The organism is Microcoleus sp. AT3-D2, assembly GCF_036705715.1.
In the GTDB taxonomy this organism is placed as follows: Bacteria; Cyanobacteriota; Cyanobacteriia; order Cyanobacteriales; family Microcoleaceae; genus Microcoleus.
Map to the genome: position 1 here is coordinate 1 of NZ_JAUBVE010000093.1, position 22,913 is coordinate 22,913.

Genomic DNA, 22,913 nt, shown 5'->3' on the forward strand with positions numbered 1-22,913 from the left:
GACATCTCAACTCCTACTTAGATTTACGTCCTCATTATACACAATTTATGATTTACAAATCATTTGCGATCGCTATAAATATAATCCGATAGAACATCGACTTTTTCCTCATATTACCAGGGCTGGTCAAGGAGTAATTTTTACAAGTTTAGAATTAGTGAAAGTTCTCGTAGAAAAAACTCACACTAAAACGGGACTATCTGTAGCTGTAAATATCCTTAATAAAGTTTATCAAACTGGTCGAAAGGTGGCTGATAATTTCAAAAATACTATGCAAATTGTTTTTGACGAATATTTGCCCAAATGGAATTATCGAGCCGTACCCCAACCTGAGTAATTCATTAAGTTATTTATTTTTCATTCCTTATCTCAACGGTCAACTTTCAATTTGATGTATTTGCCAAACAGAGATGCACCCTTGAGAGTCTGGTTTTTTACGAGATTTTTTTGACCAGCTCTTTTTCGGATTTTTGGGCAATTTTTTTACGGGCTTTATTTGAGGACGTGATGGAGTTTGTTGTACACTTAAACTAGAAGATAAACGAGTCTCAATTTCGACAATAGAAATCACATAAATTTCCAATCCCTCTTCCGATTTTCCCGCTACACATTATAAAAATAAGCTTTACCGTCAGTTTTTTTGCCGCTTTTTCTTAAGAAAGAACAATCAATAACAGCAATGACGGTGTGTTCAGGATTTAAGGCTTTTTCGAGGAAATATTGATTGAATTGTGGAAAGTTAAAGCTTTTGAGAAAGTGACGATGGTAGGTTTTTTCGCTCAAACAACTATAACGACTGAGATTGGTGAAGTTGACCTGGCCATAAACAAGCAACATAGTTGAGAATAAAGTGATTAAAAACTTCTTTTGGGGTTGACTAATCCCTGGCATTTGTTGTAAGATTGATTCAATAATCTTCATCAGGCAATCTGTTAAGCTTGTGTGTTTTTATAGCTTATTTTTATAGCTTAACCTAAAACAGCGCCTTTTTTTCTGTTCATTTTGGGTTCAGATTGCACTCACTTTTTTCGCTTCTGTGATTTATTGCGTAAGCGTTGCTTGCCGTAGGCGTCGCATCCCTCTTTAAAAACTGTCCGGAGTATTGTTACTAAAGAACTTACAATTATTATGATTACCCACCGTATGGCTCATGCCTTGGGTGCAGATAAGATGTTTGTGCTGGAAAATGGCAGTATTGTGGTATCAGGTTAGCCATACAGATTTGATTCAACAAGAAGCAATCCATAGCACACTTTGGCAACAAGTTAATGGGGGAAATACCGATGCTATGGGAATTTCTACTATGTAGGGCGGTGCAGTCAAAGCAAAAGATCGTAAGCTGCTACGCAGCTTAACAGTCAAGCAGGGTTATTAGGGAAGGGTTGAGGGGCTACCGTCAACCCTTACCCGCTAAAAACATTAGTGTTATTTTCGATCGTCGATACAGGGCGAATAATTTTTGACGATCGACAAACAGTTCCGTCCATCAGCCGTTCTCTCGTAACTCATACTGTCTGCGATGTCTTTGATCAATTTTAGACCCCGCCCGCCCGGAGAGTGAATATCGACTTTTTCCGCAATATCTTTGATTTTTTTCTCTAAATCAAACGGATCGCCCGAGTCCCAAATTTTAATCTCTAAAGATTCAGCGAACACGGCCACCTGAATGTCAACAGGCAAATCCGCTGGTTTGCCCTTGTGGGCGTGACGCACCGCATTCGTAAAGCCCTCAGCCAAAGCTAACTGACACCGTATCCACACACTTGTAGGAATTCGCGAGTCGTACAATTGTGCAAACCACGACAAAACCCAGCTTAATCCATTCAGACCTGTATTGACTTGAAGATCCGCTTTTTTTAGCATCGGCAACTTTTCGGAACCCTTTAATTCAATCACGCTCACCACAGAAGTTCTTCATCGGCCCGTGGGCAAAATACAACGAGACAAAATACAACCAGATAAAATACAACGAGACAAAGTATAACGGCGGCTAAATTGAATGGTAGTTTGAGGATGCTAGCTTTGGTGGGGCGTGGATAAATGTCTAATCCACTAATCGGTTTGTAACTATACCATAAATAGCATTTCTATGTCAACCAGCGCCTGTGGCAAATAAAAGTCTATAAAAATTTATATTCTGAGTATAAACTGAGTGAAGTTCGATCGCGCCAAATTTCCATCAAATTTTAACGTAAATTGAACTCAACGACCCGCCCTCAAAAGCAATTACCTCGAAAGCGATGTCAATCAACTATACTCAATCTCAGACAAGGGCGCTGACAGGATATATTTTAAATGACCCCCAGACCTTGAAAAACTTGTAGTACCTAAGTGCCCATGTTTCAAATTCTGGTTATTGACGATGATACGGCTGTTCAAGAACTGCTGAGAAGAACCCTGAAAAAACAGGGTTACGAAGTAACAGTAGCAAGCAATGGCGAAGACGGTGTAGCCCAGGCGCAAAAATTGCGTCCGGCCCTGATAATTTGCGATTGGATCATGCCGCGCTTGACCGGCATCGATGTCTGCCGTCGAGTTAAGGCAGATCCGGATCTGTCAACTACACAATTCTTTTTGTTGACTTCTTTGGGTTCGATCGCCGATCGAGTCAAAGGCCTCGACGCCGGTGCCGACGATTTTATCTCGAAGCCGATCGAACTCAACGAGTTACAGGCAAGAGTACGCGCGGGATTGAGGCTGCACCAACTCAGCCGAGATTTGAAAATAGCCAAGCAAAATCTGGAAGCAGAGTTAGCCGAGGCCGCCGAGTACGTGCAATCGCTGCTGCCAGATCCGATGACGGAACCTTTCAGCATCGAAGCAAAATTCATTCCCTCCCGGCAGTTGGGGGGAGATTGCTTCGACTACAACTGGCTAGATGCCGATTATTTGGCGATTTACTTGCTAGACGTAGCCGGTCACGGTTTGCGGGCGGCGCTGCCTTCGGTGGCCGTGCTGAATTTGCTGCGATCGCGCACGCTCCCCAACATAGACTATTACAAACCCAGCGACGTTTTGCGCGCCCTGAACACCACCTTCCAGATGAGCTACCAAAACGATAAGTATTTCACCATCTGGTATGGGGTTTACAACCGCATTTCTCGCCAGCTAGTTTATGCTAGCGCCGGTCATCCACCAGCCGTGTTGATTTCTCAGTCCCCTGCGAGCACCGTTAAAATCCAGCGATTAAAAACCCCCGGAATGCCGGTGGGGATGTTCCCCGACGCCCCCTATGTCGATAATTGCTGCGATGTCGAGGATTTGAGCACTCTCTACATCTTTAGCGACGGGGTATACGAGATCCACCAACCTGACGGCAATATCTGGGGGCTTGACCCTTTTATCGACCTGTTAGCAGCTTACAACGGTGCAAGTGCCGACCAGTTAGAGCTGGTTTTGAACTACATTCAAAAGTTGAACGCTAAAGCAGTTTTTGATGATGATTGGTCTTTACTCAAGGTAAACTTTGGCTAGCTGACTTCTTGCATTGCATCTGCGACCAAATAGCAAGAAGGCAGCAGCTCAAGGATTTAGTTAGTTGAGAGAATTTTGCTATTAAAAGCATCGCGGGTCGGAAATATCTCGAAAACTCGATCCATGCTGGTGAGTTCAAATAAGATGCGGATTTGCTCGTTGATAGAACAAACAACTAATTGACTCCCAGCGGCCCGGACTGTTTTAAGCGCCAAGACTAAAGCGCCTAAACCAGAACTATCCATAAATGTCACATCAGTGAAGTCTATCAATACCACATCGGCTCCCGCTTCCACTAGGTCGCTAATCTCTTGGCGGAATTGACTTGCCTTGGTGCCGTCTAAAATGCCAGAGGGCTGAATAATTTTAACTACAGGACTCATATTTTGCGGTGGGAATGTCAGAATTTCTAGCCAGACTAGGCTAGTATAGCTGCGAGATGGACTCTGATCCAAATAAGAGAGGGGGAAAGCACCAGAGCCTGAGAGCGGGAGAATAGTTTTGAGTGCAAAAGATGGTGCTCGTCGCGGATCGTAACGCTGCTCAGAGTCGCAGCCCTTCGCCGGGAGTGAATTTTAAGATAGGGACAATCTTTGTCCTGCCGAAGGCCTTCTGGTATTAATCAAACTCGGCTAACTTTGGCGCGGTAGAGCAGTTTTTCGCCTTGTCTGTAGCCTGTGTAGCGGACTTTGACGGGATCTCCGGGCTCGGCTGTTCCTTCCATGAGCTGGTGCTGTTGAGGGTTGTAGGGAATCTCGGCTCCGACTGGGGCGATCGACTCCACTCCCCAATGCTCTAATAACTGCTCGACGGGCCGCAGCAGGGGCAGTAGTTTCTGAGCCCGCAAGTTGTGATTTTCCTGAGCTTTGCTTGCTGCAGTCGGCCACTGCAACATCCAAGATTCTAAAATTTGCACACTAGATAGCTGGAATTCCTGCATCAAAGATTCTCGCTGCTGTTTGATCGAAGCTTGCAGGCGCTGATATTCTTGTTCTAGGGCTGTCGGTGGTGCCTGTTCTAACTCTACATAGTTTGGCGTCAAGGTTGCCAGCAGTTCGGTTAAGGAAATTTGCAAAGCTTGACTAATTTTGAGCAGGATGTCGGCTCGGGTTTGCAAAGCTAAGCCGCGACGCAGGCGACTTAGCTGGATGTCGGAAACTCCTGCTTTTTTGCTGAGTTCTCGATCGCTCGAAAGCCCCGCCTGTTCCATCAGGCGTTGCAGTTGAGGAGCATAATCTGGAATATTGGCAGTCACGAAAAACTCATCCAAATTAATAAATGGACATATTCTCGATCGTAAACTGTCACGAGCCTTAAGGAAATACATCTGTGGGGCGGGCTCGGACGCCCACCCCACAACTTTTTTTGTGGCTATTTGACGGCAACTTTTTCGGCGGCGACTGTTGCAGTTGTCGCAGAACCTTGCAAATGCGCTTCTAGGAACCACAAACGCTTGTCAATTGTCCGCGAAATTTCGGTGTAGAGATCCGCTGTATCGGCATCGCCGAGTTCGTCTGCTTTGCCGATGGCGACTCGCAAGTGTTGGGCGTAGGGTGCGTAGCGATCGGCCAAAGCCGTCACATATTCTTTCCCGTCTAAAATGTCGAAAGGAAATTCTGGCAAAATCGAATCTGCGGCGGCTGTGCGGGCTGTTCCTACAGCCAAACCGCCCAAAGCTGTGACCCGTTCGGCAACCAAATCGATGTATTCTTCGAGTTCTGTTGCCATTTCGTCAAATAGCAAGTGCAACTGGTAGAAGTCCATGCCTTTGACGTTCCAGTGAGCTTGCTTGACTTGAGTTTTTAAGTCCAGAGTCGTTGCCAGCGTGGCGTTGAGCAGCCCGACTACTTGAGAGCGGGTGGCCGCTGACATATCGATGCGGGTAGCGTAAAGATGTTGTTTGTGGTTGTTGGTAGTCATAGGTTTTTAGCTTGTTATTAGTGATTGTCGATCGAACTTCTTAGAAAGGTTTGGGCGATTGAATGTTTGCCTGTCGTGAATTTCTATTGAGAGGCTCAGGCTAAGTGCATCTGCAACACCGCACGGGTAGCTCGGCGTACTTTACAGCGGATAGTTTCTAAACCGAGACGCTGGCAAGCTTCGTAGCGGTGGCAGCCGGAAAATCCGTAATAGTTTCCATCTACTTCTAGCACATCGATGGGTTCGTTTAAACCTACCTCGCGGATGGATTCCATGAGGGCGGCTACTTTGGTTTGGTCGTTGACTCGCGGCAGGGGGCGGCGAATCTGGTTGAGGGGAATTTCTTCTATCCTCATGGCGGGTCTCTTTTTTGCTTGTACTTAAATCATACTCGTAATGACTTCGACTTGGCAACAAAAATTAGGACTTACGCAAAAACCTGGTTTCTGCGGGGAATATAGGGGTTAGAAAATCCCAACTACTGCTATCTGGCCCGGAAATCCCATACAAATAGCTATGAATTGGCAACACTCAGCACAGACAGGCTTTTTCATGCCTTTCGATAGATCGATCGACCTCAACCTTCTAGGTACAGTAGGAGAAAAGATAAATTGTGGCTTGAAATTATGGCATCCTCCCAACCCCTCAAAGGAATTGAATTGATCGACTGCGCCAAAGCTAACGCCCAACAAGGAATCGCCACCGCCGCGAAGCTTTGTGGCTACGGAGGCGACCTCAGCACCTTCGAGCGGGAACTAAAAAAGGCTTGCCAAGACATCGGCGTCGAAGTCAAGGAGTTAAACGACTTGATTACGAATCAGCAGATGATGAAACAAGGGATGGGCATTGAAATCGCTCCAGATACTCCCTCAGAACTCTAGCCTCAATCTCCACCGCACCAGTTTTAGAGCTAAGATTGCCCTGACAACAGTATTTTGAGTCTGCTAGCTGAGGCAGGCTAGAATGTTTTGCATGGGAGGTTCCGACTTTTGGCAGGAGTCGTGTTTTCTCCCGCGAAGAGGGTGCTTTCTGGAGGGTGCACAGATTGTTAGGAGGACTGTCGTGTCAGATCAGCAAGACCGAATTATGCGTTTGTTTATAGAGGAGGCTAAGGAGCACCTCGATACTCTAGAAAATGGTTTAGTGGATTTAAAGTCCACGATGAAAGACCCCGAAAGCGTCCAAGAGATGTTTCGAGCCGCCCATTCCGTGAAAGGAGGGGCGGCTATGCTTGGCTTAGATAGTATTAAAACAACCTCTCACCGCTTGGAAGATTGTTTTAAGGTTCTCAAGGACGGGCCCGTCAAGCAGGTTGACCAAACGGCAGAATCCCTATTTTTAAAGGGAGTTGATACGCTTAAGGACTTGCTGGGGCGACTGGAGGGGCCTTTCGGCTTGAGGAATGAGGAGGGAGAAAAACTTGTGCAGCAGGTGATGCCTGTTTTTGCTCAACTGGAAACTCACCTCAATAAATTGGCGTCGGGAAAAGTGCAGGCTGCTGGGTCTGGTGCCCCCGCCGCTGCAACAGCGGGCGCTGTGCCGCCAAATTTTGCTGTTGAAGTGATGACTTTACTCAAAGAAATGTTGCAGGTGTTCAAGCAGAAAGAATCGCCTGCTAGTCGCTCTGAGTTGACGGCTGTGTGCGTTCGCCTCTATAAGTTGGGAGGTAAAATTGAGACTTGGCAAAATTTAGTTAAAACCGCTAGAGCAGCGATCGTTAATCCCAAAAACTCTTATAAAGTCTTAGCTCCGCTGATTATCAAAGAACTCAAGGAAGCTGGCGATTTAGTACAAGTGGGGAAAGTCAAGGCGATCGTTCCGAGTAAAAATTTGCTACTTTTGGCAGCAAGCCCAAAACCAGCAGCCCCAGCAGACCCAGTAGCCCCAGCCGCAGCGTCGAAGCAAGTCGCACTTCCCGCCGAACCGAAGGCCGTAGTCAAGCTTTTGCTCAAAACTTTCAACAAAAAGCAACTCTCGGAAATCGCCAAGTTACTGGTTAACGCCATCAAATCCTCGAACTAGGAGGTGTTGCAGTAGAAGATAGAATCAAAGCAATATTTGTGAGGCGGATAATTTTCTGGTGGGTGCTGGCAGCCGCTCGTTGAGCAGTAACTCGAAAAAATTCACTCACTCGATATTTTTGCCCTCTACCTTCTACTGTTGGGCAAGCCTGCGTTAGAATTAGTGAATATGTAGGCGTGCAATATTGTACCAGAATTAAAAATCGAGCAGGCTTTATAAGGCGGTAGCTGTGAAACCAATTAGTTCATTAGAAGATGCTTTAAACCGCTGTCAGGCGATGGGAATGCGCTTGAGCCGCCAGCGTCGATTTATTCTAGAACTTTTGTGGGAGGCAAAAGAACACCTCTCGGCTCGCGAAATTTACGATCGCCTCAACAAACAAGCGCATTCGATCGGGCATACTTCTGTTTATCAAAATCTAGAAGCTTTGTCGAGAGCAGGGATTATTGAGTGCATAGAACGCTCGGAGGGACGCTTGTACGGCAATGTCAGCGACTCTCACTCTCATGTCAATTGTCTTGATACGGCTCAGATTCTAGACGTTCATGTGGAACTGCCGATCGACTTGATCGAGCTAATCCAAGAGCAAACGGGTGTCAAAATTGTAGACTACCGGATAGATTTCTACGGATATCGCTCGGCAGAGTCCGCTACGCAAGCATCGACTGTCAGCGATACGCCCAAGGCTTCGTAACGGATAAAGCAGCGGCTGTGGGAAGCAAAACCGATATTTGTACTGGGCTGATCGGTCGTATAAAATGATTCAAGTATTTAGCTCGGTTTGATCGGTTTTTCTGCCGTGGCCCACCGGAATTCGGCACAGTAGAAAAAAAATGAAAACAGAAAAATGAAACTTGATCGACAAGTTTGGCGATCGGGAATAAAATTTACGACTAAACCAAAAAATCAGTTCTACCGGCTACACGTAAAAGTGTAAACCAAATCCGGCTGTAGTGTCCCCTTGATTTTTTAATCGGCTTGGAGGAGACGAAAGTTTGTGTAGTTGCGGTTGAAACCGCTGAGTCTGATAAGGGAATTTCTGATCCGGATTTAATATTAGACCTTAGTTTAATCGATCTCACAATTCATGTGCAGAGTCAATTCTAAAATCTAAAATCTAAAATCTAAAATCTAAAATTGATGGACTGACGGGGCTTTATACTGTTTTTTCTGCTAAACGGCCCCGGGTTCTGTCAATAATTGTGTGATAACTGGTATGATTTACGTGCTTCGAGAGCCTAAAATACTCGGAAGCAACCAGTGGGGCCAGACACAAACCTCACTATAAAACGCCGTAGAGGGAAAGATTGCCAGTACCTTGAAGGAAGTTCTCGATCTCCTTGACAGGAGTTAGAAGCCCACATCACAATCTATGATTTGATGTGGGAGTGTCACGTGAAGAGTGCGCATTACAGGACAGGCTGAAGTAATGGCGAGACGACAATCTGACCAATTCCACATACCACCGCAATACAACCCATCCCCCAAACCGACGGCACAGTTCAGTGCAGAGGCGACAGGCGATGCGAGTTCCTCAGTAACGGCGCAGCCAACCGAGGGAAAAAGAACTTTTTGGCAGTGGCAGCTTATCTGGCTGAGTCTCCTGGTGGGATTTGGAGTAACAGGTGCCGCTGCATTTCTGTGGTTGCTGACGATGCCGCCGCCGCCCAATTGCCAGCAACTGTCGCCACTGGCGGCGGATGGAGAGCGACTTTACTGCGCTCAACAAGCTGCTAAGTCGGGCAAGCTGGAACAGCTAGAATCGGCAATGGCACTGGTGCAGGCTTGGCCAAAAGAACATCCGCTATACTCGCAGGGTCAACATTTGATAGGGGAATGGTCGAAAGCCATTCTGGGATTTGCCAGGGCAAAAATTGAGAAGGGCGATTTGAAAGGCGCCCTGGAGATTGTGGCGAAAATTCCGAAAACCAGTCCGTCTTACCCCGAGGTAGAAGAGGCTGTTACTGCTTGGGAAAAAAATTGGCAGGAGGGCCAAAAACTCTACGATACAGCCCTAGCAGCTTTGAAAAGTGAGGATTTAAGGAAAGCCTGGGATTATGCTCAAGCTCTATTTAAGCTGGAAAATATTTTCTGGAGTCAGAAGCGTTACAACGAGCTGATCCAGCAGATTTCTTTGGAAAGAAACGGCTGGCAGCGCTTGCAAGAGGCTAGAGATTTGGCGAAGGACGAAACTCCGCAAAAGTTCGCTGAGGCGATCGTCCTGGCTCGTAAAATAGACTCGCAGCTTTTTGCCCGCGCTAAAGCTGAGAAGGAAATTGAGGGCTGGAGTCGGACTTTGCTGGCAATGGCTACTAAGCGGTTGGAGGCGAAAGATTTGCCGGGGGCGATCGAGGCTGCTTCTGTTGTGCCACAGGATTCGCTACTGTTTGCGGAAGCTCAAGATTTGATGCAGTTGGGTAGGGCTCAGGCAGTGACGTGGAACCAGTCGATATCAACTCCGCTGCCACAACACATTTTTAGCTTGCTCGAAGGGCAGGGGGCTGCTAGCCAAATAGCTCCGGGTCGCCCTCTGTACAAGCAAGCTCAAGTTCAAATTGAAACTTTACAGGTGCAGTTTCAAGATTTGCTGCGGCTGCAAGTGGCGAGTACGATCGCTAGTTTTGGTCAGATAGGGACGTTTGGACTCGCGATCGAGCAAGCGCAAACCATCGGACTTAAGCAACCGCGGCGGATTCACGCTCAAACTTTGGTGGCTGCTTGGCGTCGGGAAATTCAGCGGATCGAAGACCAATCTTTTCTGACTCTGGCGAAGCAGTTGGCCCAAGCGCAGACGGTTGAAGGACTCAAGGGCGGTATGGCTCAGTTAGTCCTGGTTGCTCAAAACCGCCCCCGCAGGATAGAAGCGCAAACTCTCTTGGCTCAGTGGACGAAACGCATAGAAGTTATTCAAGATCAGCCTTTTTTGGATGAAGCGATAGCCCTGGCGAAGCAAGGAAAACTTAGTGCTGCTATTGAAAAAGCTTCGCAAATTAAGAGCGGTAGGACTTTGTACGCGAAAGCTCAAGATAATGTCTATCAGTGGGTGAGCGAACTGCAAGTTGCTCAAGACCGGCCGATTCTCGATCGAGCTGCGGAATTGGCATCTCAAGGCAGTCTAGGAGCGGCGATCGATACGGCTTCCCAAATCGGTTACGGTAGGGCGCTGTATTCAGAGGCCGCAAGTGCGATCGGGCGCTGGAGTGCTGAACTCAGAGCCAACAGTGCACCGCCGCCGGAACCCGCTCGCGATTACGCGCCGGAACCCGCTCGCGACTACGCGCCAGCTCCGCAACAGGAGGAGTACGCGCCAGCTCCGCGACAGGAGGAGTACGCGCCAGCTCCGCGACAGGAGGAGTACGCGCCAGAGCCAGAGCCTTACTATCCGCCTGCGAGACAAGAGGCCCCGGCTCCCGAACCTTACTATCCGCCTGCTAGAGAGCCGGAACCTTACTATCCGCCTGCTAGAGAGCCGGAACCAGAAACTTACTATCCGCCCGCGAGGGAGCCGGAACCTTACTATCCGCCCGCGCGAGAAGAGGCCCCGGCTCCGGCTCCGGAACCTGCTCCTCCGGCTCCGGCTCCGGAACCCGCGCCGCCCTCGATTCCTGAATCGGCTGGGCCTCCTGATGCTAATTTGCTCCCGGAGTAATTGGGTTTTCGCGCGATCGCTCTCTCAAATCTCAAATCTAAAATCAAGTGAGTAATTTCCAAGTGCTGACGATCGAGGGCGACCCCATTTTCCGGCTGGGGCTGCGAGTTGCTTGCGAGCAGTATCCAGACTTGCAAGTTGTTGCAGAGGTTTCAACGGCAACCGAGGCTTTGCGGGTTCTAGAAGCTCGCTCTATCGGCTCTGGAGCTGCCAAGAAGCCTGCAGATTTGGTAATTCTGGCTGTTGAGACTTTAAATTTGCGATCGGGCCAAACAGAGGCCCTGGCCTTTTGTCGCGAACTCAAAAGTTTGTACCCCAACCTGCCCCTGTTGCTACTAGGCGGGCCGCTGACACCGGAGCTGTTGGCGGAGGTACAGGCTACGGGCGCGAATGGCTATTGTCCTAAAGGTAGAGATATTTCCTTGACAATCGAAGCTATTCGCGCGGTTGCATCTGGTCGCACTTATTTGGCGACGGATGCGGCAACTAACCCGGAAATAGAACTAAATGCAGCGGTAGTTCAAACAGTAGAAAACTATGCAGCATTTGCAGAGAAAAATGTAAATAATTCAACAGTTGATACGCCAGTACACAAAAAAATGCTGGCTTATTTTTGTCTTTCTGGACTACGGGAAATAGATGCAACTTTGGCGGTTGTCCAAGCTGATTTGCAAGATATTAAAGCGGCAGCTCCGACAGATTTGCCATCTATTTTAGATGGGGTTGTACTCAGCGGGCGCCGCAGAGAATTGCTAGCAGCTCGCTGGATTGTCACTCAGTTATTATTTGAAGGAAAAGGGGAGAAGGCAGAAGGCAGAAGGCAGAAGGCAGAAGGCAAAAAGCAGAGGATAGAAGGCAGAGGGGAGAAAGCAGAAATAAGAGGCGAGAATTTGTTAAATAATTCTCAATTGCAATTAGCGAATTCCCAAGTTTCGGCGAAATATTTGCCCGTGGCAACTAATTGGCAAAATAGCTTGTTTGACTCAGTGGCAGCTAAATTGCAGTTTGATTTGGTGAATTTGACTGGCTTGCCTTTGGAAATCGATATTTTGCGATCGACCAAAAAGCGTGAATTGATGAGTTCCATCCTGCGGAAGTTAAAGGATTTGCTGGAGGAATTGCGCTTTTCGCAAGTGCAGCAAACTCAATTGTCGCAAAAAATGCCTGCTATTTTACGGGATTTGTGGGAGGCGACAATCATAGATTTTTTTGGCAGATACTATACACTGCCAACGGGAGAAAATCTGGTTTTTGATAGCAGTCAAACAAGCTTGAAAGTTGCAGAAAGTCAAGGGGAAAGCGCTGCTTATCTCTTGGCAGGCAGCGGCGTAGAAGTTGTGCCGGTGCTGCTGGCAGATGCTGATGTAGTTGCATCACAAATCCTTGACAAAATACCGATGACAGTTGATTTTTTTGCACATTTGCTATTTGAAATTCCTCTAACAGTTGATAATATTTCTTGTGTTGCTGGCAGCCCGGAAGCAATGCAGCGAGCTGAGGCTTTGTTGGAAAATTTGGCAATTCAAGTTGCTAGCGGAGTGGTACAGCCTCTACTAAATAATTTGGCAAATATTGAAGAAATCAAGCAAATTTTTTACGATGGTAAGTTGATTTCGACGCGAGAAATTGAGAAATTTCGGAATGATTTGTCGTGGAGATATAGCTGGGATAGATATTTTGTGGAACCGAAAGCTATTTTTGAAAGCAGGTTTTGGCTGTTTGTTTTGGGCGATTCTGGAATTAAGAGAATTTCTATTTATGCTCCGAGAAATCTGGAGTTAGCACAGTTGTCTGGGTGGCAGTTAGCCTTGACTTTGCTGCTGGAAACCAGGGATGCGATCGCACCTAGAGTTCGCGCGGTTATTTCGCTGTTGGGTGCTGGCGTTGTTTACGTTTTGACTCAGGTTATAGGGCGGGGAATTGGTTTGATTGGGCGGGGAATTATCCAGGGGATTGGTAATTCTTTGCAAGATAGTAAGTTTGGGAAAAATGGGTGATTAGTCATTAGTCATTAGTCATTAGTCATTAGTTGGTAGTTATGAGTGAGCTAAAATATTTATAGCTGGTGGTATGATAACTAAATGGTAGACAGTTGACCAAAAGCAATTGGATCCTGGGCCCCCGGATTTATCTGTGGGATTAATCTAAAATTTAAAATGGGTTGACTTTTTATGAGTATTATGATAGCGATAGATGCCGATCGCATAAACAGTTTAGATTTGTCTCCGGTGCGGACTGTAATTGAAAAGTGGGTGGCCGAAGGAGCGATCGCCCAAAACGAACAACAGCTACAATTTGAGATTGAGTATCCACGCGAAGAGTTAGATCCGCGAGAAATTTCGGAAATTCCCGAAGTGCGGCTGTGGTTTATCCGCTTGGATGCTTGTTACCCTTGGCTGCCATTTTTGCTGGATTGGAAAGCGGGAGAATTGGCGCGCTATGCGGCGATGTTGGTGCCGCACCAGTTCCACCGCACCCAAGGTATTCAGTACAATCCTGAAGCTTTGGAAATGTTTTTGATGAACAAAATTTTTGTGTTGACTGATTGGTTGAATCAGCAGGGAATCCCCAGTAAATCGAAGTTGATGGCCATGTCGCAGATGTTTGGTTATGATTTGGAAGATGCTTTTTTTGATGTGATCGTGCCCCACAAATAAGCGATTGCGCCTCAAATTAAAATCGTCCTAATTAGGTAGGCTACTCTATACCTTAAGAGTTACCAACAAAGGTATAAACCCGGTTTCTTCCCTTGTGTGGCGGGCTTTCCAGTCCGCCTCCCCAGCTATATGTTCTATCCACAACAGCTTGATTAAGCTTAACAGCAACCGTACTCAGACTTTAATACAATCCTTAAACCAGCGCGCCTCAAAAAATTGTTGCTGGACTTCAGAATTTTCTCAGAATTGATAGTTAGTTTAAATAGACAACGATCGCCCTATTCAATCGATCGAGGAAATTTACCATGACAACAGATTACCTCATCGTCGGCAGTGGTTTATCAGCACTGGTTTTCGGAGCTTTGATGGCAAACTCCGGCAAAACCGTACACATCCTCGAAGCTCACGAGCATCCCGGAGGCTTTGGTCACACCTTTACGATGGCCAACAAATACACATTTAATGCCCAATTCCACTACGTTTGGGACTGCGGCGAAGGACATACAGTCAATCGAGTTCTCAAAAAGCTCGGTCTCGATCGAGATGTCACCTTTGAACGGTACGATCCGAATGGCTACGACCACATGAGAATGCCTGGATATGCGCTCGATATTCCCTCGGAACCAGAGGAACTGATCCGCAGATTGTCGGCGCTGTTTCCCGAAGCGGGCGAGAGAATTAGCCAATTCGTCAACGAAGTCGAGAAAACCGGCAACGGACTCAGAAAACTCGCTCCTCCCGTCAAACCAATTGAATTAGTCAAAAATTTCGGTGACGTATTCTGTGCTGTCCAACACCTCAACAGTACACTTCAAGACGTTTTCGACAAGTTCCAACTCCCGCAAGCCGCCCAAACCCTATTAGCCCTGCAATGGCCAGACTTTTTGCTGCCGCCAAATCAGCTTTCTTTCTATGCTTGGATTGCCTTGTTTAGAGGCTATCAAGAAGGTGCATTTTACCCGACGCAGCATTTTGAAGATGTCATCAATTCTTTAGTTAATGTCATTGAATCCAACGGGGGGAAAGTTCTATTAAATCATGAAGTCACGAATTTTAGGGTAACAAACAGAACATTAGCTGGTGTTGAAGCGATGGATTTGACCACCCATCAAACCCATGAATTCACGGGCGACACGGTGATTTGCAACCTTGACCCGAAAAGAGCAGCCAAGATGATTGGAGAGGAACAGTTCTCTAAAACAGTGCGACGGAAACTCAACTATGAGTATTCTGCCTCTAACTACATGGTGTACTGCGTTGTCAAAGATATCGATCTCCGAGACTATGGATTTGGCAAGTGGAATACGTTTCATTCGGAACACCTGGATCTAAATGAAGCGTTTGCTCAAATGTATGAGCAAAATGATTTTTCTCGTCCGAGCTTTGCAATTACAACGCCAACTTTACTGACGGAAGCGCGGCGGGATTGTCCTGAAGATTGTCAAATTGTCGAATTTCTGACTGTTGCTAATTACAGCTATTTTAAACAGCTTTGGGAGACCGATCGCAAAGCTTACAGACAGAAGAAACAAGAGATTCTGGACTCGATTTTAGATGTTGTGGAAAAACACTATGTTCCGAATTTCCGCAAACACATGGTCTTTCATATTACCGGAAGTCCGACGACTAACGAGCGCTTCTGTTGGTGTCCTAACGGTAATTCCTACGGTTCCAGCCTGACGCCGCGCAACATGGGGGTCGATCGACTAAATCATGAAACATCCCTCAACAATTTCTACTTCTGCAACGCCTCGTCGGGCTATCCAGGCTTTGCACCGACATTTTGGACGGGCGCGCTGCTTTATCAACGTTTATCCGGCGATGCGATTTTAGGCTAAGGAAAATTAGCAATTGGTTATTTTCCTTTTTCTCTAGTTCCTTGGCAAAGCCAAGGAATGAATTTCACTCTTGCCCTGCCTCCTCTTAAAAATCTCTCGTTTCTGCTCTCATTATCTCGTTCCTTGGCAGAGCCAAGGAATGAATTTCTGGAGGCTCTGCCTCCTCTTAAAAATGACGAGGCACAGCAACAGTGAAATGCGTTCCCAGTTTCTATCTGGAAACGAGAAGTTCTTCCTTCTTCCTAACATCCGTTACATCCGAAGAAAGCGAATCTGTTGCCGAACTTCCTTCTTCCGACTGACATCCGTTACATCCGTTACATCCGTTACAGAATCCGTTGCCGAACTTCCTTCTATCAATCTAGGAGTGAACTATGAGAATTGCAATTATTGGGGGCGGAGCGAGCGGTATGGCAGCAGCCTACTGGCTCGATAAACAGGGACATCACGTCACTGTATTAGAAAAGCAGCCGATTTTAGGCGGACACATTCGGACGCTTAACAAAAATGTTGCGCCCAATCAATCTGAGTGCAATGAAATATTAGAAAATGGTGTACTAGAATTTCCGACTGTGTTTTACAATTTCGTGGCTTTTATGCAGGAGCTAGGCGTTGAATTAGAACCCGTGCAGATTGGTTCCGCGCTATTTCTTAAAGATGGCGATCACTTTTTGTCTAAGGTCTCTATCCGGAAAAATTTTACCGGAATCCAACGCCTGATCGAGTATTTGCGGCTCGATAGTATCTATGCTCGTTCGGCTGCATTTATTTTAAAAATGCGGTTTGCTAAACAGCACGATTTCTACGATATGCCACTTTCTCAGAGTTTGAAAAGCTCGTGCATCCGCAATTATTGGCTGAAGTTGCTGACGATGTACAGCTACTCGATACCGTTTGAATCGCTCGATAATTTTCCGTCGGAATTAGCGCTGCCTGTTCTGCGCGACTATGCCTCGGTCAACTGGGTGAGGATTAAAGGCGGGGTGTATTCTTACATTGAAAAGATTCTGCAGCGGTTTAAGGGCAATATACGGCTGAATGTGGAAATTGCCAAGACTTTCAGAAGTGCTGATGCTGTAAAAATTGTGCTTTCTAATGGGGAGAGTCAGGAATTTGATAAGGTGGTTTTTGCGATGCCACCAGACCAAGTGATGAGGCTGTTGTCTGATCCGACGGAGGCGGAAACGAAGCGGTTTTCGGCGTGGGAACCCAATTATGCAACCACTGTACTGCATTCGGATACATCGATGTACGATCGCTACGGTATCCGTAAGTTATCAGAATTTGATTTTTTCGAGACGGACAACGGATGGGGATATAATGCGAGCTTAAATCAGCTTTGCGGTATCTCCTCGCCACGAGAGTACAGTTTAGCATTTCAATTGGAGGAGTCGATCGCCAAAAAAGAGATTATTCACATTCAGAAACATCACACGCCGCTGTACACTGTCGAGTCTTTTCGATATCGAGATGAAGTTATAGAGACTAATGGCGAGAACAACACTTATCATGCGGGAGCTTATTTGGGGAATGGTTTGCACGAAGGAGCTATTACCTCTGCTTTGCGAGTCGCGAAATTAATTGGGTGAGCTCAATTGTGATGCTACAAACTCTTGCAAATATCAGTAAATTTCTTGCCGGTGCAACACTCTCACAAAAGTAATGATGTCGGCATCAAAAGTTAAACCAATGCGAGAGTCGTCGACTCGGATGCGAAATTAATTTTTGGCCTTGCCTAAGCTGCGACACCACGTGCTGCAGTTAAGTAGACATCATTGCTCAAAGATGGGGGGATTGTTGATCCGGCTAACTGAGTACCCTCAAAGTTGGTTCCCGTGAAACTTGCGCCGCTCAAGTCGGCTTCGCTCAAGTCTGCATAGCACAGCCTAGCCCAATCGAGGTTTGCTTGCACCAAAGAAACCCCCACCAGATTTGCCCTGGTTAAATCTGCTCCCATCAACTGGACGCCCCGCAACTGAGCCCCGCTGAGATTGGCGGCTAACAAGTTCGAGCCTTCCAAATTTACCCCGTTCAGTTTGGCTTCGCTCAGGTTGATGCCATTGAGATCCGTCCTGCTCAGGTCGATGCCATTGATATAAGCTTTGCTGAGATAGATGCCTGTTAGTTGAGCGCCAAAAAGCTTTGCACCGCTGAGTTTTGCCCCTCCGCAGTTGGCCCAATTGAGGTTTGCTCCCGTGAGGTTCGCGCCCCGCAGGTTGATGAATTGCAGGTCGGCTGTACACAAATTGGCGTTCCAGAGGATGGCGCTCCGCAGGTTGCTACCGATGAGTTGGGCGCCACTCAACTTTGCTCTGGGTAGTTTTGCTTTGACGAGGAAAGCTCCGCTGAGATTGGCTTTTGTAAGCTCTGCGTCCGCTAGTCTGGCTTGGCCCATTTTGGCAAAACTCAAATTTGCTCGGTAAAGGTTTGCGCCGTTGAGTTCTGCTTTGGTCAGATGCGCCCGACTCAGGTTAGCTCCCGACAGGTTAGCCCTCGAAAGGTTTACGCCGACCAACATAGCTCCGCTGAGGTTTGCTCCGCTGAGGTTTGCGTCAGCAAAGTCTCTGTTTCCATTTTCGTACTCTTTGAGCAGCTCGGTTACTTCCATACGGGTCACATTCCTAATAGCGGAAATTTATCTAGAAATAAACACTCTTTATAGATATTTTATATCTAACCGAGCGGATGCGATCGCACTTTCAAGAAAGCTGACAATTAACTTTATATTTATACATATACTTTGTGCTTTTTCCAGAGTCCCGACCGTTTTGAGATCATAGTCTGAAACCCTTGATTTATCCTGGGTCTCTAGTGTGCTTCGGCAAGCGTTGCGATCGTACTGAGATTCGTGAAACCGTTATTCTCAGTAGGTAAGCCATCAAACACTGTCCGAAGTGTTAATCAATAGTTAAAATCAATATTCTTGTTGTCCACTGTGGCTCACAGCTTTTTTAAACCGAGACTGCAAATTTGTTGTTGTTTTTCCGTCAGGTGTCGCGAAGGCTGGCATGGTCATAGCTCCATATTTGATCTACTGTCATTTTTCATTAAAATTAAATGTCGAACAACAGCTTAATCAGCGAGAATTTTTCTCGGTTGTCTCGCAGCAGTTAGACGATCGTGCTTTTCAATATTTCCTTGAGTCATCGGGGTTAAAAGTAATTTCCGACATTGTACTTCTGAGGAATTTATCCATATGCCTAACGGTAGAGGGTATTCGTTCAAAAGCTAGCGGATAATATACTGCAGATTGTACAAAACTAACAGCGAGTAATAGCTGTATAGGATTACCCCCCTCTACTGGCAGTTAGGCAAATGTGTCAATCTATGTTATGCTGAGTCAAAATTGAGGAAAGATCATGTCAAAAGAAAGAAGAAGCAACAAAGAAGTCAAAAAGCCAAAGAAACAACCTGATGGTGTTGCTAAGCCGAAGGATGACAAAAAAAATTATGGTAGCAGCGAGGGCCGCAAGTAGAGATAGCTGCCACTCTCTGAGCTGTGATTAATTTTGTTTAATTTTTATTAGTATCAATTCTGAATAAATCACAATATCCTATTTGGGGATAATCTGAAAACAGGTTTATTATACCTAGGGTATATGCAGTGCTAAACCCAAAGTACAATAAAATCTGTTTTTAGCCATGAATATGGAACATTCTGTCGCCGATCGAATTTAACACCATTTATTTATACTTGGCAAAAAAAATATATAGCGGTTCTCAATAAAATGAGGTACACACCGCTCGCAACTGATGTCCTATGCCCTATGCCCTATGTCCGCGAGAGCACCTCATGTTGCTGAGAAAGGCTATAGTTCGATCGCCCAAATCTATCACAGCGATATCTCAGTCACCGCAATATTACCCCCAAAACACACGTCAACATCAGTCCCCGCCGCCCGATCGCGATTCCCATATTCTCCGACATAATAAAAGTATTCTCCCTCCATTTTGTACTCAACCGGCAGCGGCTGCGTCGAAGGTTGGCAAAACACAATTTCCGGTTCCGCACTTCCCGGCGCTAAATGCGGAAAATTCACATTCCAGAAACACCCAGACTTTAGTTCCCGGTTGAGCAAATCCACCAACACCCGCGATGTCCAGCGAGTCGCGACATCCCAGTCAATTTCGAGCGGCCTTTTAATCCGGTGGGAAATTGCGATACCGGGAATACCGTGCATTGCAGCTTCCCGCACCGCAGCAACCGTACCCGAAATGTACACGTCAACGCCCAAATTACCACCCGCGTTAATCCCCGAAAGCACCAAATCCGGCTTCGCACAAACGTGATGAAGAGCGATTCGCACGCAATCTGCCGGTGTTCCCCCCACAGCATATTCCACGGACGATCGCCGATCGACATGAATCGGACTGTGAGCCGTCACTTGATGCCCGCAGCCCGACAATTGCCCCTGCGGAGCCACCATAATTGTTTTGCCGCTGACAGCCTGCAAAAGTGCCTGAATCCCCGGAGCATCGATGCCGTCGTCGTTGGTTAAAATTATCGTCATTAAAAATGTTTCGGTTTTATAGAACCGATTTGAGAGCGCAGATGCTGGCAACCTTCTGGTAGCTTTAGCCCAAATTGGTTGTTAGTTGGTGGCGATCGTCAGTATGAGCATTGCCACACATTTATATCATGGCATTAATTGAACAGTTGCCCCAGAAATGTGGCGCGCCACATTTTAGCCGAGTCGCACCTTGATATGACAGCTAAAGCGACTTGTTACGCTTGCCCAAGTGCAGCATTCATGACATCAGTGTCGATGCAAACATCAATTAATCACATAATTTTTTCCTCGGCTCTCCCCGATGCTTGGTGTTAAAAGTAGCAGAAGATACTAAGTATCTGAGACTGAACATTGAAACCCTCGATCGTGCTAAATTATTAGCTTGCATTATCACCATAAGTACGAGAGAGCCGATAATAAGTTAATGTCGATTCCAATTGGGCTTTGAGGCAGGGGATGGGAGAATAGATATCAAATCTTTATCAAAGATAGTATCTAAGTTACAGTCCTCATTTCCCATTCATAAATCAAATACTTATCTACACTGTTACCATTATTACATTTTAACTCAGGAGAGCCACATGAGCGAACCCACTAAAAGCAACACCAAAGCAGGCTGTCCCCCAGTTCCCGAATCGCTTGTCAAAGCTAAACGGGATGAACTCACCGACATCAAACTAAATATTACCAAGATGGGTGAGAAAGACTTACCAGATGACTTGCGGGGTCATGTCTTTATCATTGCACCAGTCGGTACAGTTCACTCTGGAGGCCTTCCCTTCAAAAGCGGAGATTCATTCTTAAATGGCGACGGCATGATTTACCGACTGGACTTTAATAACAAGAGTGAAGTACGTCTAAAGACACGGATTGTCAAACCACCAGATTATTATGCCGATCAAGCCACCTGGTCTCTCAAAAAGTATGCCAAGTACCGATTCGGCAATCATGGTATAATTCGCTTTTCTCTCGCTCTTGGCTCTCGCAATAACTTGAGTATTGCTTTCATGCCAATGAAATTTGCTGAGGACTTCCAGGAACGCTTGCTGGTTAATTACGATGCAGGTCGTCACTATGAAATTGATACAGAAACCCTTAAAGTTGTGACTCCCGTGGGGTGGAACAAAGAGTGGCGAGGAGAGACTAAACTAAATTTTCCTTTTCAGCCAGTTCTAACTACTGCACATCCAGTTTTTGATGTTCGTACAAGCGAAATGTTTACTGTCAATTATGGGAGGTCATTAGGTAGCTTTCTCGGAACTTTCCCTTTTGTTGAGGCGGTCAATAAGCTGATTGAAGAAGGAGAGAAGCTTTTTCCAGAAGCTCCTCAATTTTTGGAAAAGTTCGCGCCTTTCGAGGATTTCTTTTATCTAATTCGTTGGGATGGTGAAGGAGAACTAGAACGATGGCGGCTAGTTTTGCCTGATGGCTCACCAGTCAAGATTAAGCAATGCGTGCATCAAATTGGGGTAACTCAAGATTACATAGTGCTAATGGACACATCATTCAAATGCGAACTGTGGCAGACAATCAATAACCCTTTTCCTAAAAATAAGGATCTAGCAAGATTTATTAGAAAAAAACTGGATCGTCCAATGTTACCCTATACGACGATATATATCGTGCGTCGCGATCGCCTGAAAGCAGGACAACGTCCAGTACGAAATGAGCAAGAAGTAAAAATTGTCGTCCAGAAGCTAGAACTCCCACTCGAATGTACTCACTTTCTCGTGGACTATGACAATCCAAATAGAAAGATTGTCCTCCATGCGGTGCATACTTGTGCTTGGGATGTAGGTGAATGGATAAGGGACTATGATGTATCCGCTTATCCTCCCTATAAACCTTTACCGTCTCGCCTGCTTGGAATGGAACAGAGCGAGATGGACATCAGTCGTTTGGGACGTTATGAGATTGATGGAAAGACTGGAGAAATCGTTGAGCAAAAAGTCATCCCAGAGGTCTTTTCGCCAGAAGCGGAAGAATGCAGGTGTACTTGGGGAATAGCACTCTATGCTTACCTTGAGCGACTGCCTTCACCCATTTATCCAACCTTACCTCCAGAAAAAATTGACAATATCTACTGGGTTTCTTTGGGACTGTGGAAGGATTTGATAACAGAGTTTATATGCGACCTGTACAAGCACTATAAAAATCAAAAAGTACCGTTGCAAGAACTGCTCAGAATTGCTGAAGAAGAGGGCAGACCCAGTTGTTTATTTCGAGTGGATACGGCGTCAACCAACTCGATGAAGATTGCTGACTGCTATGAATTTCCTCCCGGTCATATTGGTCTATCGCCCCAGTTCGTACCGCGCGGGGATGGTAACAGTTCAACGAATGGTTATATTCTCTGTACTGTTTGGTTTGGCAATAGTTACGAAATCTGGATTTTTGAGGCATGGGACTTGAAGCAGGGACCACAGTGGAAACTGAGTCATCCCTCACTCAACTTTGGGTTAACTTTGCACGCAGTATGGTTGCCCACTATCGGAGCTCGCCAAGCTAGGTATAACGTTCCGGTGAAGCCGGATTACCAAGACTTAGTAAAACAGTTTCCTTACCCTCCAGAAATCAAGAAAGAGATCCAGGAGTTGTTTGATAATGAGGTGTATCCGCACTTTGATGGAGATACAAAATCTACTTAAAAGTGGGATTGTAGCAACAGCAAAATTCTTGAAAGCGAGCTTTCCCTGCCATTGAACCCATAAAATAGTATAAATTGCGTCTTGCGATGCCACAGCGTCTCCGAAGGAAGATCGCATCGGGTGCATCTCAGTTTGGCAAATACATCAAATTGAAAGTTGACCGTTGAGATAAGCACAGCGAAGAGCAAGGATAG

The 22,913-nt window shown here is 46.3% G+C and carries 20 protein-coding genes; 12 read left to right on the plus strand and 8 right to left on the minus strand.

Going from position 1 to position 22,913, the window contains the following annotated elements; all coding sequences use genetic code 11:
- Nucleotides 1-337 (plus strand): ISAzo13-like element transposase-related protein (locus tag QUB44_RS27010; protein WP_445299930.1); only part of this gene is annotated, 337 nt, incomplete at its 5' end.
- A gap of 266 nt (nucleotides 338-603) precedes the next feature.
- On the opposite strand, the gene QUB44_RS27015 is transcribed toward QUB44_RS27010, so the two are convergent.
- Nucleotides 604-921 carry a hypothetical protein gene (locus QUB44_RS27015; protein WP_333372365.1) on the minus strand — a complete coding sequence of 106 codons (318 nt, stop codon included), beginning with the start codon at nucleotides 919-921 and terminating at the stop codon, nucleotides 604-606.
- A 265-nt stretch (nucleotides 922-1,186) separates the two neighbouring features.
- On the opposite strand from QUB44_RS27015, the gene QUB44_RS27020 reads away from it, so the two are divergent.
- Nucleotides 1,187-1,309, plus strand: coding sequence for a hypothetical protein (locus QUB44_RS27020; RefSeq protein ID WP_333372367.1), 123 nt, complete (start codon nucleotides 1,187-1,189; stop codon nucleotides 1,307-1,309).
- A gap of 116 nt (nucleotides 1,310-1,425) precedes the next feature.
- On the opposite strand, the gene QUB44_RS27025 is transcribed toward QUB44_RS27020, so the two are convergent.
- Complete coding sequence (locus QUB44_RS27025) at nucleotides 1,426-1,905, minus strand: anti-sigma regulatory factor (RefSeq protein WP_333372369.1); 480 nt, start codon at nucleotides 1,903-1,905, stop codon at nucleotides 1,426-1,428.
- A gap of 432 nt (nucleotides 1,906-2,337) precedes the next feature.
- On the opposite strand from QUB44_RS27025, the gene QUB44_RS27030 reads away from it, so the two are divergent.
- Complete coding sequence (locus QUB44_RS27030; protein ID WP_333372371.1) at nucleotides 2,338-3,474, plus strand: SpoIIE family protein phosphatase; 1,137 nt, start codon at nucleotides 2,338-2,340, stop codon at nucleotides 3,472-3,474.
- 56 nt (nucleotides 3,475-3,530) lie between these two features.
- Here the strand turns inward: QUB44_RS27030 and QUB44_RS27035 are convergent, their stop codons facing one another.
- The 4 genes from QUB44_RS27035 to QUB44_RS27050 all read right to left on the minus strand — a co-directional run bounded on the left by QUB44_RS27035 (nucleotide 3,531) and on the right by QUB44_RS27050 (nucleotide 5,750).
- Nucleotides 3,531-3,857, minus strand: coding sequence for an STAS domain-containing protein (locus tag QUB44_RS27035; RefSeq protein WP_333029330.1), 327 nt, complete (start codon nucleotides 3,855-3,857; stop codon nucleotides 3,531-3,533).
- Between the two features lie 239 nt (nucleotides 3,858-4,096).
- The gene (locus QUB44_RS27040; RefSeq protein ID WP_333372373.1) at nucleotides 4,097-4,801 is read right to left on the minus strand and encodes a helix-turn-helix domain-containing protein; all 705 of its coding nucleotides are present in this window, start codon (nucleotides 4,799-4,801) and stop codon (nucleotides 4,097-4,099) included.
- A 44-nt stretch (nucleotides 4,802-4,845) separates the two neighbouring features.
- Entirely contained in the window at nucleotides 4,846-5,394 is a 549-nt protein-coding gene (gene dps / locus QUB44_RS27045) for a DNA starvation/stationary phase protection protein Dps (RefSeq protein WP_333372375.1), read from the minus strand.
- A gap of 95 nt (nucleotides 5,395-5,489) precedes the next feature.
- Entirely contained in the window at nucleotides 5,490-5,750 is a 261-nt protein-coding gene (locus QUB44_RS27050) for a sulfiredoxin (protein WP_333372377.1), read from the minus strand.
- 270 nt (nucleotides 5,751-6,020) lie between these two features.
- Here QUB44_RS27050 and QUB44_RS27055 point away from each other — a divergent pair, with 270 nt between their 5' ends.
- The 8 genes from QUB44_RS27055 to QUB44_RS27090 all read left to right on the plus strand — a co-directional run bounded on the left by QUB44_RS27055 (nucleotide 6,021) and on the right by QUB44_RS27090 (nucleotide 17,149).
- Nucleotides 6,021-6,275, plus strand: coding sequence for a hypothetical protein (locus tag QUB44_RS27055; protein WP_333166462.1), 255 nt, complete (start codon nucleotides 6,021-6,023; stop codon nucleotides 6,273-6,275).
- An 82-nt stretch (nucleotides 6,276-6,357) separates the two neighbouring features.
- Nucleotides 6,358-7,416: an Hpt domain-containing protein gene (locus QUB44_RS27060; RefSeq protein WP_333372378.1), complete on the plus strand. Its 1,059-nt coding sequence runs from the start codon at nucleotides 6,358-6,360 to the stop codon at nucleotides 7,414-7,416.
- Between the two features lie 229 nt (nucleotides 7,417-7,645).
- Nucleotides 7,646-8,110 carry a Fur family transcriptional regulator gene (locus QUB44_RS27065; RefSeq protein ID WP_333372380.1) on the plus strand — a complete coding sequence of 155 codons (465 nt, stop codon included), beginning with the start codon at nucleotides 7,646-7,648 and terminating at the stop codon, nucleotides 8,108-8,110.
- A gap of 735 nt (nucleotides 8,111-8,845) precedes the next feature.
- Nucleotides 8,846-11,065 (plus strand): hypothetical protein, encoded by a 2,220-nt coding sequence (locus QUB44_RS27070; protein WP_333372382.1) that lies wholly within the window; start codon nucleotides 8,846-8,848, stop codon nucleotides 11,063-11,065.
- Nucleotides 11,066-11,112: 47 nt separating this feature from the next.
- The gene (locus tag QUB44_RS27075) at nucleotides 11,113-13,062 is read left to right on the plus strand and encodes a DUF3685 domain-containing protein (RefSeq protein ID WP_333372384.1); all 1,950 of its coding nucleotides are present in this window, start codon (nucleotides 11,113-11,115) and stop codon (nucleotides 13,060-13,062) included.
- 174 nt (nucleotides 13,063-13,236) lie between these two features.
- Nucleotides 13,237-13,722, plus strand: a complete 486-nt coding sequence (locus QUB44_RS27080; RefSeq protein WP_333372386.1) for a CRR6 family NdhI maturation factor — start codon at nucleotides 13,237-13,239, stop codon at nucleotides 13,720-13,722.
- A gap of 305 nt (nucleotides 13,723-14,027) precedes the next feature.
- On the plus strand, nucleotides 14,028-15,560 hold the full coding sequence (locus QUB44_RS27085) for an NAD(P)/FAD-dependent oxidoreductase (protein WP_333372388.1): 1,533 nt from the start codon (nucleotides 14,028-14,030) through the stop codon (nucleotides 15,558-15,560).
- A gap of 374 nt (nucleotides 15,561-15,934) precedes the next feature.
- Nucleotides 15,935-17,149: an FAD-dependent oxidoreductase gene (locus QUB44_RS27090; protein ID WP_333372390.1), complete on the plus strand. Its 1,215-nt coding sequence runs from the start codon at nucleotides 15,935-15,937 to the stop codon at nucleotides 17,147-17,149.
- Between the two features lie 146 nt (nucleotides 17,150-17,295).
- Here QUB44_RS27090 and QUB44_RS27095 read toward each other — a convergent pair whose 3' ends face one another.
- Entirely contained in the window at nucleotides 17,296-18,168 is an 873-nt protein-coding gene (locus QUB44_RS27095; RefSeq protein ID WP_333166440.1) for a pentapeptide repeat-containing protein, read from the minus strand.
- A gap of 1,225 nt (nucleotides 18,169-19,393) precedes the next feature.
- Complete coding sequence (gene surE, locus QUB44_RS27100) at nucleotides 19,394-20,071, minus strand: 5'/3'-nucleotidase SurE (protein ID WP_333372392.1); 678 nt, start codon at nucleotides 20,069-20,071, stop codon at nucleotides 19,394-19,396.
- A 581-nt stretch (nucleotides 20,072-20,652) separates the two neighbouring features.
- Between surE and QUB44_RS27105 the strand changes: the two genes are divergently transcribed.
- Nucleotides 20,653-22,719 carry a carotenoid oxygenase family protein gene (locus QUB44_RS27105; protein ID WP_333372394.1) on the plus strand — a complete coding sequence of 689 codons (2,067 nt, stop codon included), beginning with the start codon at nucleotides 20,653-20,655 and terminating at the stop codon, nucleotides 22,717-22,719.
- The last annotated feature ends 194 nt before the right edge of the window (nucleotides 22,720-22,913 follow it).

What these genes read in the sequence shown, in the direction of transcription:
- QUB44_RS27015 (WP_333372365.1), bottom strand. Translation starts at nt 921, where the DNA reads ATGAAGATTATTGAATCAATCTTACAACAAATGCCAGGGATTAGTCAA.
- QUB44_RS27020 (WP_333372367.1), top strand. Translation starts at nt 1,187, where the DNA reads ATGGCAGTATTGTGGTATCAGGTTAGCCATACAGATTTGATTCAACAA.
- QUB44_RS27030 (WP_333372371.1), top strand. Translation starts at nt 2,338, where the DNA reads ATGTTTCAAATTCTGGTTATTGACGATGATACGGCTGTTCAAGAACTG.
- QUB44_RS27035 (WP_333029330.1), bottom strand. Translation starts at nt 3,857, where the DNA reads ATGAGTCCTGTAGTTAAAATTATTCAGCCCTCTGGCATTTTAGACGGC.
- QUB44_RS27040 (WP_333372373.1), bottom strand. Translation starts at nt 4,801, where the DNA reads ATGTATTTCCTTAAGGCTCGTGACAGTTTACGATCGAGAATATGTCCA.
- dps (WP_333372375.1), bottom strand. Translation starts at nt 5,394, where the DNA reads ATGACTACCAACAACCACAAACAACATCTTTACGCTACCCGCATCGAT.
- QUB44_RS27050 (WP_333372377.1), bottom strand. Translation starts at nt 5,750, where the DNA reads ATGAGGATAGAAGAAATTCCCCTCAACCAGATTCGCCGCCCCCTGCCG.
- QUB44_RS27055 (WP_333166462.1), top strand. Translation starts at nt 6,021, where the DNA reads ATGGCATCCTCCCAACCCCTCAAAGGAATTGAATTGATCGACTGCGCC.
- QUB44_RS27060 (WP_333372378.1), top strand. Translation starts at nt 6,358, where the DNA reads ATGTTTTGCATGGGAGGTTCCGACTTTTGGCAGGAGTCGTGTTTTCTC.
- QUB44_RS27070 (WP_333372382.1), top strand. Translation starts at nt 8,846, where the DNA reads ATGGCGAGACGACAATCTGACCAATTCCACATACCACCGCAATACAAC.
- QUB44_RS27080 (WP_333372386.1), top strand. Translation starts at nt 13,237, where the DNA reads ATGAGTATTATGATAGCGATAGATGCCGATCGCATAAACAGTTTAGAT.
- QUB44_RS27085 (WP_333372388.1), top strand. Translation starts at nt 14,028, where the DNA reads ATGACAACAGATTACCTCATCGTCGGCAGTGGTTTATCAGCACTGGTT.
- QUB44_RS27090 (WP_333372390.1), top strand. Translation starts at nt 15,935, where the DNA reads ATGAGAATTGCAATTATTGGGGGCGGAGCGAGCGGTATGGCAGCAGCC.
- QUB44_RS27095 (WP_333166440.1), bottom strand. Translation starts at nt 18,168, where the DNA reads ATGGAAGTAACCGAGCTGCTCAAAGAGTACGAAAATGGAAACAGAGAC.
- surE (WP_333372392.1), bottom strand. Translation starts at nt 20,071, where the DNA reads ATGACGATAATTTTAACCAACGACGACGGCATCGATGCTCCGGGGATT.
- QUB44_RS27105 (WP_333372394.1), top strand. Translation starts at nt 20,653, where the DNA reads ATGAGCGAACCCACTAAAAGCAACACCAAAGCAGGCTGTCCCCCAGTT.